At 72.9% G+C, this 9,090-nt stretch carries 9 protein-coding genes; 2 read left to right on the top strand and 7 right to left on the bottom strand.

Annotated elements, in window-relative coordinates; genetic code table 11:
• The 7 genes from NWP09_RS09520 to leuC all read right to left on the bottom strand — a co-directional run.
• Nucleotides 1-268 (bottom strand): DUF488 family protein (locus NWP09_RS09520; protein ID WP_258275274.1); only part of this gene is annotated, 268 nt, incomplete at its 3' end.
• Entirely contained in the window at nt 193-1,266 is a 1,074-nt protein-coding gene (locus NWP09_RS09515) for a D-alanine--D-alanine ligase family protein (protein ID WP_258275276.1), read from the bottom strand. The genes NWP09_RS09515 and NWP09_RS09520, both read right to left, overlap by 76 nt.
• Nucleotides 1,267-1,334: 68 nt before the next feature.
• Nucleotides 1,335-2,333 (bottom strand): NAD(P)H-dependent glycerol-3-phosphate dehydrogenase, encoded by a 999-nt coding sequence (locus tag NWP09_RS09510; RefSeq protein WP_258275273.1) that lies wholly within the window; start codon nt 2,331-2,333, stop codon nt 1,335-1,337.
• Complete coding sequence (locus NWP09_RS09505) at nt 2,326-3,156, bottom strand: 1-acyl-sn-glycerol-3-phosphate acyltransferase (RefSeq protein WP_258275272.1); 831 nt, start codon at nt 3,154-3,156, stop codon at nt 2,326-2,328. Before NWP09_RS09505 ends, NWP09_RS09510 begins: the two co-directional genes overlap by 8 nt.
• The gene (gene murA, locus NWP09_RS09500; protein ID WP_258275275.1) at nt 3,156-4,472 is read right to left on the bottom strand and encodes a UDP-N-acetylglucosamine 1-carboxyvinyltransferase; all 1,317 of its coding nucleotides are present in this window, start codon (nt 4,470-4,472) and stop codon (nt 3,156-3,158) included. Before murA ends, NWP09_RS09505 begins: the two co-directional genes overlap by 1 nt.
• 41 nt (nt 4,473-4,513) lie before the next feature.
• Nucleotides 4,514-5,122, bottom strand: coding sequence for a 3-isopropylmalate dehydratase small subunit (leuD, locus tag NWP09_RS09495; protein WP_258275271.1), 609 nt, complete (start codon nt 5,120-5,122; stop codon nt 4,514-4,516).
• 2 nt (nt 5,123-5,124) lie between these two features.
• The gene (gene leuC / locus NWP09_RS09490) at nt 5,125-6,615 is read right to left on the bottom strand and encodes a 3-isopropylmalate dehydratase large subunit (protein ID WP_258275270.1); all 1,491 of its coding nucleotides are present in this window, start codon (nt 6,613-6,615) and stop codon (nt 5,125-5,127) included.
• A gap of 107 nt (nt 6,616-6,722) precedes the next feature.
• Here leuC and NWP09_RS09485 point away from each other — a divergent pair, with 107 nt between their 5' ends.
• Nucleotides 6,723-7,739 carry a magnesium and cobalt transport protein CorA gene (locus tag NWP09_RS09485; RefSeq protein ID WP_258275269.1) on the top strand — a complete coding sequence of 339 codons (1,017 nt, stop codon included), beginning with the start codon at nt 6,723-6,725 and terminating at the stop codon, nt 7,737-7,739.
• 32 nt (nt 7,740-7,771) lie between these two features.
• Nucleotides 7,772-8,761 (top strand): malate dehydrogenase, encoded by a 990-nt coding sequence (locus tag NWP09_RS09480; protein WP_258275268.1) that lies wholly within the window; start codon nt 7,772-7,774, stop codon nt 8,759-8,761.
• Nucleotides 8,762-9,090 lie beyond the last annotated feature (329 nt).

Below are 9,090 nucleotides of genomic sequence, written 5' to 3'. Positions count from 1 at the left end.
GCTCCTCCCAGCGCCAGGCGATGCCGCCCGCGCGCAGCTCCGCCGCGATCGCGTCGCGCGCCGCGGCGGGGTTCGCGCGGCTGCCGGGGAAGCGGCGGATGTCGACGACGAGCTCGACGCCCGCGCCGCCGAGGAGCGAGCGGAGCCCGTCGCCGTCGAGCCGGCCGTGGCCGACGGTGAGCAGCTCGACCGCTATCGCTGCTCCTCGAGGCCCAGCTCGATGAGCTCGGTGATGAGGTCGCCGTACGCGATCCCCGTCGCCTCCCACACGACCGGGAACATCGAGATCGACGTGAACCCGGGCATGGTGTTGATCTCGTTGACGACGATGCCGTGCTCGGGCGAGAGGAAGAAGTCGACGCGAGCGAGCCCGGCGCCCTCGATCGCCTCGAACGCCCGGATGGCGGTCGCCTGCAGGCCGGCGAGCGCCTCCGCGTCGACCTCGGCCGGGCACACGACGCGCGCCCCCTCGCCGCCGCGGTACTTGAGGTCGAAGTCGTAGAAGCGGCCCTCGTCGAGCTCGATCTCGCCGGGCAGCGAGGCACGCGGCAGCCCGCCGTCGCGGCCCGCGAGCACGCCCACCTCGATCTCGCGGCCGCTCACCCCGACCTCGACGAGCGCGCGCGAGTCCTCCGCGAGCGCGACCTCCATGGCCCGGTCGAAGTCGAGCACCGACGAGACGCGGCTCACGCCGACCGACGAGCCGGCCCGCGCAGGCTTCACGAACACCGGCAGCGGGAAGTCGCCGAGCCGCGCCCGCACCGCGTCGGGGTCGCGCGCCCACTCGGCGCGCGAGACGGTCATCCACGGGGCCACGCGGATCCCCGCGTGCTCGAGCACCGTCTTCGTGAAGTGCTTGTCCATGCCCACGGCGCTCGCGAGCACCCCGTTGCCGACGTACGGCAGGCCCGCGAGCTCGAGCGCGCCCTGCACCGTGCCGTCCTCGCCGAACGGGCCGTGCAGGATCGGGAAGACCACGTCGATCGGGATCGTGCGCGTGCCGCTCGGGTCGTCGACGACGAGCGCGCGCTCCCCCGCGACCTGCGGTAGCCGCACGCGCGAGCCGTTGTCGGCGACGACGGGCATCGCCTCGAGCGTGAGCTCCGCCGGGTCGCCGTCCCACAGCGTCCACGCGCCTGACGGCGCGATGCCCACGACGACCGGCTCGAACCGCTCGCGGTCAAGGTGGCGCAGCACGCTGCCGGCGGTCGCGCACGAGATCGAGTGCTCGCTCGAGCGCCCGCCGAAGAGCAGGGCGACGCGGATGCGCCGGGGCGCGCTGGAGTCGTCGGCGGCGGCCTGGGCGGCCGGGGCGTCGGGCTGCTGGCTCACGGTCACTCCTGGATCGGCTCGTCGTCGGTCGTGAGGTGGGGGGCGATGTCGCGCGGGTCCATCGCGCCGTCGAGCACGAGCCGCACCTGCTCGAGGATGGGCATCCGCACCCCCTTCGCCGCGGCGAGCTGTGCGACGGGGTCCACCGAGGCGAGTCCCTCCGCGACCTGCTCCATGCGGGCGACGACGTCGGTGCGCGAGTAGCCCATGCCGAGCAGGCGCCCGGCGGTGAAGTTGCGCGAGAGGGGCGAGCCGCACGTCGCGATGAGGTCGCCGAGCCCGGCGAGGCCGCTCATCGTCTCGCGCTCGGCGCCGTGCGCGACCGCGAAGGCGGTGACCTCGGCGAGCCCGCGCGTGATGATCGACGCCTTCGTGTTCTCGCCGTAGCCGACGCCGTCGACGATGCCGATCGCGAGCGCGACGAGATTCTTCAGCACCCCGCCGAACTCGGTGCCGATGACGTCCGCGTTGATGAACGAGTGGAAGTAGTCGTTGCGCGCGCGCTTCGCGACCTCGCGCGCGGTCATCGGGCTCACCGAGGAGACGACCGCGGCCGTCGGGTGCTCCTGCGCGATCTCGAGCGCGAGGTTCGGGCCGGAGACCACGGCGATGCGGCCCGCGTCGATGCGCAGCTCCTCCGCGATCACCTCGCTCATGCGCAGCCGCGAGCCGGTCTCGACGCCCTTGATGAGGCTCACGATCGGCGCGTCGGGCTCGATCGCGCCGCCGTGCTCGCGCAGCAGCTGCCGCAGCTGCTGGCTCGGCACCGCGAGGTAGACCTGGCCGGCGCCGTGCAGCGCCTCGCGGATGTCGCTCGTGGCGTGCAGCGACGCGGGCAGCGTGATGCCCGGCAGGTAGCGCGTGTTGCGGCGCGACTCGTCGATCTCGCGAGCCGCCTCCGGCCGGCGCGCCCACAGCACCGTGTCGGCGCCGCCGTCGGCGAGCGCCTTCGCGAACGTCGTGCCCCAGCTGCCGGCGCCGAGGACGGCGACGTCAGCCATCCGCGCTCCCGGAGCCGCTGTCGCCCGCGTCGCCGGGCTCTGGGTCGCCCGAGCGCTCCGCGGGTTCCCGCCGCTCGTCGAACCTGCCGGTCTCGGCCTGGCCGTAGTGGGAGGGGTCGTAGCGCACGGCGGGCGGCCGCTCGCCCCGCAGCTCGCCGAGCAGCCCGGCGATGGCCTCCATGACGCGCTCGGTGGCGGCGAGCATCGACGCCTGGTCGGTCCTGCCCTCGAAGTCGCTCAGGTCGACGGGCGGACCGAAGAGGATGTCGATGCGCTTGCGCGGGAACGGGTGGATCGCCTTGCCGTAGCGGGGCATGAGGTGCTGCGTGCCCCAGTGCGCGGCAGGGATGAGGGGCACGCCCGCCTCGAGCGCCATGCGCACCGCGCCCGTCTTGCCGCGCATGGGCCAGAGGTCGGGCTCGCGCGTAAGCGAGCCCTCGGGGTAGATGATCACGCCGAGGCCGTCGCGCACGAGGGTGCGGGCGGCCTCGAGCGGCTGGGCGCCCGTGCTCCGCCCGGCGCGCTCGACCGGGATCTGGCCCGCCGCCCGCAGGATGCCGCCGATGACCGGGATGTCGAACAGGCTCGCCTTCGCCAGGAAGCGCGGCACCCGGCCGGCCTTCCAGACGGCGACGGCCATGATGACCGGGTCGATCTCGCTGTAGTGGTTGGGCGAGAGCACGAACGCGCCCGTCGCGGGCAGGTGCTCATGGCCGCGGATGCGCAGCTTCGCCATCCCGGCGACCGCGGGCAGGACGAGGGCGGCCAGGCCGAGGTAGACGGGCCTGCGCTCCGACCTCGGCGGGTGGCCGGGCAGCCCCATCAGCCCTCCACGTCGAAGTCAGCGCCGAGGGTCTCGAGCTTCTCGATGAAGCGCTCGTACCCGCGGGCGATGATCCCGACGTTCGAGATGCGGCTCGTGCCCTCGGCCGTGAGCGCCGCCACGAGGTGGCTGAAGCCGCCCCGCAGGTCGGGCACCTCGACGTCGGCGCCGTGGAGCTCGACCGGGCCGGCGATGACCGCCGAGTGCTGGTAGTTGCGCTGCCCGAAGCGGCACGCGTGGCTGCCGAGGCACTCGGTGTGGATCTGGATGCGCGCCCCCATCTCGACGAGCGCGTCGGTGAAGCCGAAGCGCTGCTCGTAGACGGTCTCGTGCACGATCGAGATGCCGTTCGCCTTCGCGAGCGCGACCACGAGCGGCTGCTGCCAGTCCGTCATGAAGCCGGGGTGCACATCCGTCTCGACCACGACGGGCTTGAGGTCGCCGCCCGGGTGCCAGAAGCGGATGCCGTCGTCCTCGACCTCGAACGCGCCGCCCGCCTTGCGGAAGACGTTGAGGAAGGTCGTCATCTCGTACTGGCGGGCGCCCTCGAGGAACACGTCGCCGCCGGTCGCGAGCGCCGCGCACGCCCAGGAGGCGGCCTCGTTGCGGTCGAAGAGCGCGGTGTGGCGGTAGCCGACGAGCCGGTCGACGCCCTCGATGCGGATGGTGCGGTCGGTGTCGACCTGGATCTCGGCGCCCATCTTCTGCAGGATCGCGATGAGGTCCATGATCTCGGGCTCGACCGCGGCGCCGGTGAGCTCGGTGCGGCCCTTCGCGCGGACGGCGCCGAGCAGCACCTGCTCGGTCGCGCCGACCGACGGGTACGGCAGGTGGATCTTCGCGCCGTGCAGTCCGTTCGGCGCGGTCATGCGGATGCCGCTCGGGAGCTTCTCGACGACCGCGCCGAAGTTGCGGAGCACCTCGAGGTGAAAGTCGATGGGCCGGTCGCCGATGTGGCAGCCGCCGAGGTCGGGGATGAACGCCTCGCCGAGCTGGTGCAGCAGCGGGCCGCAGAAGAGGATCGGGATGCGGCTCGAGCCCGCGTGCGCGTTGATCGACGTCTCGTGCGCCGTGCGCACGTTGGCGGGGTCGAGGCGCAGCGCGTCGCCGTCGCGCTCGACGGTGACGCCGTGCAGCTCGAGCAGGCCCTGCACGACGCGGACGTCGCTGATCTCGGGAACGCTGCGCAGCTCGCTCGCCGTCTCGCCCAGGAGCGCGGCGACCATCGCCTTCGTGACGAGGTTCTTCGCACCCTTCATCTGGATGCGGCCCTGCAGCGGCTTGCCGCCCCGCACGGTGATGGTGTCGACGTTCATGCCGACGGCAGCGCCGGCGCTCTTGCTGAACTCGGTCAGGTTCACGAGGCTCCTTGCGTTCGGGCCTGGGTCGTCGGCAGCCACGATGGCCGCTTGGCCTCGAACGCGGAGATCGCGTCCTCGTCGCGCAGGGTCAGGGCGATGTCGTCGAGGCCCTCGAGCAGGCGCCAGCGAGTGTAGTCGTCGATCTGGAAGGCGTGGCTGAGTCCCGCGGCGGTCGCCGTGCGGCGCTCGAGGTCGACGGTCACCTGCTCGCCGGGGTTCGCGCGGGCGGCGGCCCAGAGCGCCTCCATCGACTCCTCCGATATCTGCCCGACGAGCAGGCCCTGCTTGCCCGCGTTGCCGCGGAAGATCTCGCCGAAGCGCGGGCCGAGCACGGCGGTGAAGCCGAAGTCGCGCAGCGCCCAGACCGCGTGCTCGCGGCTCGAGCCGGTGCCGAAGTCGTGGCCGACGACGAGGACGCCGCCGTGCCGGTACGGCTCCTGGTTGAGCACGAAGTCCGGGTCCTGCCGCCACGAGTGGAAGAGGGCGTCGTCGTAGCCGGTCTTCGTGACGCGCTTGAGGAAGACGGCCGGGATGATCTGGTCGGTGTCGACGTTCGAGCGCTCGAGCGGCACGATCGGCCCGGTCAGGGTGGTGATCTTCTCCATGCTCAGGCCTCCTCGCCGTTCGGCTGCGCCGGCAGGTCGGCGATCTGCATCTCCTCGGCCGTGACGTTGCGCGCCTCCGCCTCGTCCTCGGCCTCGAGGTCCCACGGGCTCGAGAGCGTGCCGCGGATCGCGGTCGCCGCCGCGACGAGCGGCGAGACGAGGTGCGTGCGCCCGCCCTTGCCCTGCCGGCCCTCGAAGTTGCGGTTCGAGGTCGACGCGCAGCGCTCGCCCGGAGCGAGCTGGTCGGGGTTCATGCCGAGGCACATCGAGCAGCCCGCGAAGCGCCACTCGGCGCCGAAGTCGGTGAAGACCTTGTCGAGCCCGGCGGCCTCGGCCTCGAGCCGCACCCGAGCCGAGCCCGGCACGACCAGCACGCGCACCCCATCCGCCTTCTTGCGACCGCGGATGATGTCGGCCGCGGCCGTGAGATCCTCCATGCGCGAGTTCGTGCACGAGCCGATGAACACGGTGTCGACGCGGATGTCCTTGAGCTTCGTGCCCGGCTGCAGGTCCATGTACTCGAGCGCGCGCTCGGCGGCGGAGCGGTCGGTCGGGTCGGCGAACGACTCGGGGCTCGGCACCTCGCCCGAGAGCGACGCGCCCTGCCCGGGGTTCGTACCCCACGTCACGAACGGCTCGAGCTCGGATGCGTCGATGGTGATCTCGGCGTCGAAGACGGCGTCGTCGTCGGTCGGGAGCGTCTTCCAGTACTCGAGCGCGGCGTCCCAGTCGGCGCCCTTCGGCGCGTGCGGCTTGTCCTTGACGTACGCGAACGTCGTCTCGTCGGGCGCGACCATGCCGGCGCGGGCGCCCGCCTCGATCGACATGTTGCAGATCGTCATCCGGCCCTCGATCGAGAGCGAGCGGATGGCGCTGCCGCGGTACTCGAAGACGTAGCCCGCGCCGCCGCCCGTGCCGATCTTCGCGATCACGGCGAGGATGATGTCCTTCGCCGTCACGCCGGGGCGCAGCTCGCCCTCGACGTTGATCGCCATGGTCTTGAACGGCTTGAGCGGGAGCGTCTGCGTCGCCATGACGTGCTCGACCTCGCTCGTGCCGATGCCGAACGCCATCGCGCCGAACGCGCCGTGCGTCGAGGTGTGCGAGTCGCCGCACACGACCGTCACGCCCGGGAGCGTGAGGCCGAGCTGCGGGCCGACGAGGTGCACGATGCCCTGATCCTTGTCGCCGAGCGAGTGGATGCGCACGCCGAACTCCGCGGCGTTCCGGCGCAGCGTCTCGATCTGCTTGCGGCTCGTCGGGTCCTGGATCGGCTTGTCGATGTCGATCGTGGGCGTGTTGTGGTCCTCGGTCGCGACGGTGAGGTCGGTGCGGCGGAGCTTCCGGCCGGCCTGCCGGAGGCCGTCGAACGCCTGCGGGCTCGTCACCTCGTGCACGAGGTGGAGGTCGATGTAGAGGAGGTCGGGCGCGCCGTCCTCGCCCTTGACCACGACGTGGTCGTCCCACACCTTCTCAGCGAGCGTCCTGCCCATCTGCCCTCCCCAGCACGTGCGGCCGCGATCGGCCGTCTCCCAAGTCTACGCGGGGGCCCGATGCGCTCCTCTGTCGGCGAACGCGAGCGCGGCCGTACATTGACCGCATGGCCATCGCCGACGCATCCGTCTGGGTCGATGGCGCGCGCGTCGACGAGCGCATCCCCTTCGACCGCGTGCTCGAGACCGCTGCCGAGCGCGGGGGCTTCGCGTGGATCGACCTCGTCGACCCGAGCGAGGCCGAGCTGCTCGAGGCGGCGCGCGAGCTCGAGCTGCACCGGCTCGTCGTCGAGGACGTGCTGCAGCGCGGGCAGCGGCCGAAGCTCGAGCCCTACGACGGCACCGCCTACTGCGTGCTGCACCGCGTCGAGCAGGTCGGCGACGCGCTCGTGCCGCGCGAGGTGCACGCGATCGTCGCCGACCGGTGCGCGATCACCGTGTCATGGGATCGCCGCGAGGGGCTCGCCGACCTCCGCGCTCGGCTCGCGAGCGGACTCGAGCTGCTCACGGCCTCGCCGGCGACGCTGCTCTACGCGCTGCTCGACGAGACGGCCGACCAGCACGCCGAGCTCGCCGATCTCGTGCGGCAGCGGATCGCGGCGATCGAGGAGTCGTTCTTCGGGCAGGAGGATCCGGCGACGGTCGAGGTGTACCTGGCGCTCCGCCGCATGGTGGTGCTCGAGCGCGCCGCGGAGCCGATGAGCGGGATCGTCGAGCGCTTCGCCGCGCGCGTGCCGAGGGACGGCGGCGTCGACGCCGACGAGCTGCAGCGGCACCTGCGCGACGTCGACGACCATGCGAGGCAGACGGCGGCTCGGCTCGACGGCGCGCAGCGTCTGCTGACCTCGCTGCTGCAGCTCGCCTCCGCCCGGGTCGCCGAGCGGCAGAACGAGGAGATGCGGGCGATGACCGAGCTGCAGCTCGTGCAGAACGACCAGACGAAGAAGGTCACCTCGTGGGCGGCGATCCTCTTCGCGCCCACGCTCATCGCGGGCATCTACGGCATGAACTTCCGCCACCTGCCCGAGCTCGAGTGGCTGCTCGGCTACCCGTTCTCGCTCCTGCTCATGGTGCTGCTCGCCGGCGGCCTGTACGTCGCGTTCAAGCGCCGCGGCTGGCTGTAGGAGCGCTCAGGCGCACCGTGCACGATGGGCGCATGATGCACGCTCCCGTCACCATCGCCGTCACCGGCGGCGCCGGCCAGATCGGCTACCAGCTGCTGTTCCGCATCGCCGCGGGCGACATGCTCGGCCCCGACCAGCCGGTGCGGCTCCGCATCTTGGAGGTGCCCGACGCGCTGCCCGCGCTCGAGGGCGTCGTGATGGAGCTGCAGGACTCTGCGTTCCCGCTCCTGCTGTCGGTCGACACGACGGCGGATGCGTCGGTGGCGTTCGACGGCGCCGATCACGCGCTCCTCGTGGGCGCGCGGCCCCGCGGGCCGGGCATGGAGCGCTCGGACCTGCTCGCCGCGAACGGCGCGATCTTCGCCGCGCAGGGACGCGCGATCCAGGAGCGCGCGAGCGCAGACATCCGCATCACCGTGACCGGGAACCCGGCGAACACGAACGCGCTCATCGCCGCGGCGGCCGCGCCCGACGTCCCGCGGGAGCGCTTCTCGGCGCTCACGCGGCTCGACCACAACCGCGCGATCGCGCAGCTCGCCGCGAAGACGGGTGCGCCCGTCGCCGAGGTGCGGCGCATGATCGTGTGGGGCAACCACTCGACGACGCAGGTGCCCGACCTCACGCACGCGATCGTCGGGGAGACGCTCGCGACCGATCTCGTCGAGCGCGAGTGGGCGCGCGACGAGTTCGCGCCCACCGTCGCGAACCGGGGGGCCGCCGTCATCGCCGCCCGCGGCGCGTCGTCGGCCGCCTCGGCGGCGTCGGCGACGATCGATCACGTGCGCTCGTGGATGCTCGGCACCCCGCCCGACGACTGGACCTCGATGTCGGTCGTCTCGAACGGCGAGTACGACGTGCCGGAGGGCCTCGTCTCGTCGTTCCCCGTCACGGCCTCGGTCGGCGAGTGGTCGATCGTCGACGACCTCGAGCTCGACGCGGATGTCGCGGCGCAGCTGCGCGCTTCGGTCGCCGAGCTCGAGGACGAGCGCGAGCAGGTGCGCGCCCTCGGCTACCTGGGCTGACGCGCGCCGCCCCCACCGCCGCCGCCCCCGGCCATCGCACGCAGCAAGGCCCAGCGGCCCGCTCGCACCCGAGCAAGGACGGTTCCCCTCTGTCGGCAAGCGGGTCCTTGCTCCGTGCCACACCGTCGGCTCGCCCATATCGCCCGCACCTCCGAGCCACGCCCCACAGCACGCTCGCCTGCCGCCCCTTGGCCGCGTCGCCCCGCACCGCTGCCGCGCGCCGCCTGGCCCTACCCAAGCCCCGGTCCTCAGCCCCGGCCCGTCCCGGGCCCCACCCCGGACCCCGTCCCCGCCCCCGGCTCCGGCCCGGCCCCGGCCCCGGCCCCGGC

It is taken from the genome of Agrococcus sp. HG114 (assembly GCF_024723325.1).
Lineage (GTDB): Bacteria > Actinomycetota > Actinomycetes > Actinomycetales > Microbacteriaceae > Agrococcus.
Note: the sequence above shows the minus strand (reverse complement) of the source record. Positions and strands in the feature narration are given on the sequence as shown.

Bases quoted from the DNA above. Each gene is read 5' to 3' on its own strand.
- NWP09_RS09480 (WP_258275268.1), top strand. From the start codon at position 7,772: ATGATGCACGCTCCCGTCACCATCGCCGTCACCGGCGGCGCCGGCCAG.
- NWP09_RS09505 (WP_258275272.1), bottom strand. From the start codon at position 3,156: ATGGGGCTGCCCGGCCACCCGCCGAGGTCGGAGCGCAGGCCCGTCTAC.
- murA (WP_258275275.1), bottom strand. From the start codon at position 4,472: ATGAACGTCGACACCATCACCGTGCGGGGCGGCAAGCCGCTGCAGGGC.
- leuC (WP_258275270.1), bottom strand. From the start codon at position 6,615: ATGGGCAGGACGCTCGCTGAGAAGGTGTGGGACGACCACGTCGTGGTC.
- NWP09_RS09510 (WP_258275273.1), bottom strand. From the start codon at position 2,333: ATGGCTGACGTCGCCGTCCTCGGCGCCGGCAGCTGGGGCACGACGTTC.
- NWP09_RS09485 (WP_258275269.1), top strand. From the start codon at position 6,723: ATGGCCATCGCCGACGCATCCGTCTGGGTCGATGGCGCGCGCGTCGAC.
- leuD (WP_258275271.1), bottom strand. From the start codon at position 5,122: ATGGAGAAGATCACCACCCTGACCGGGCCGATCGTGCCGCTCGAGCGC.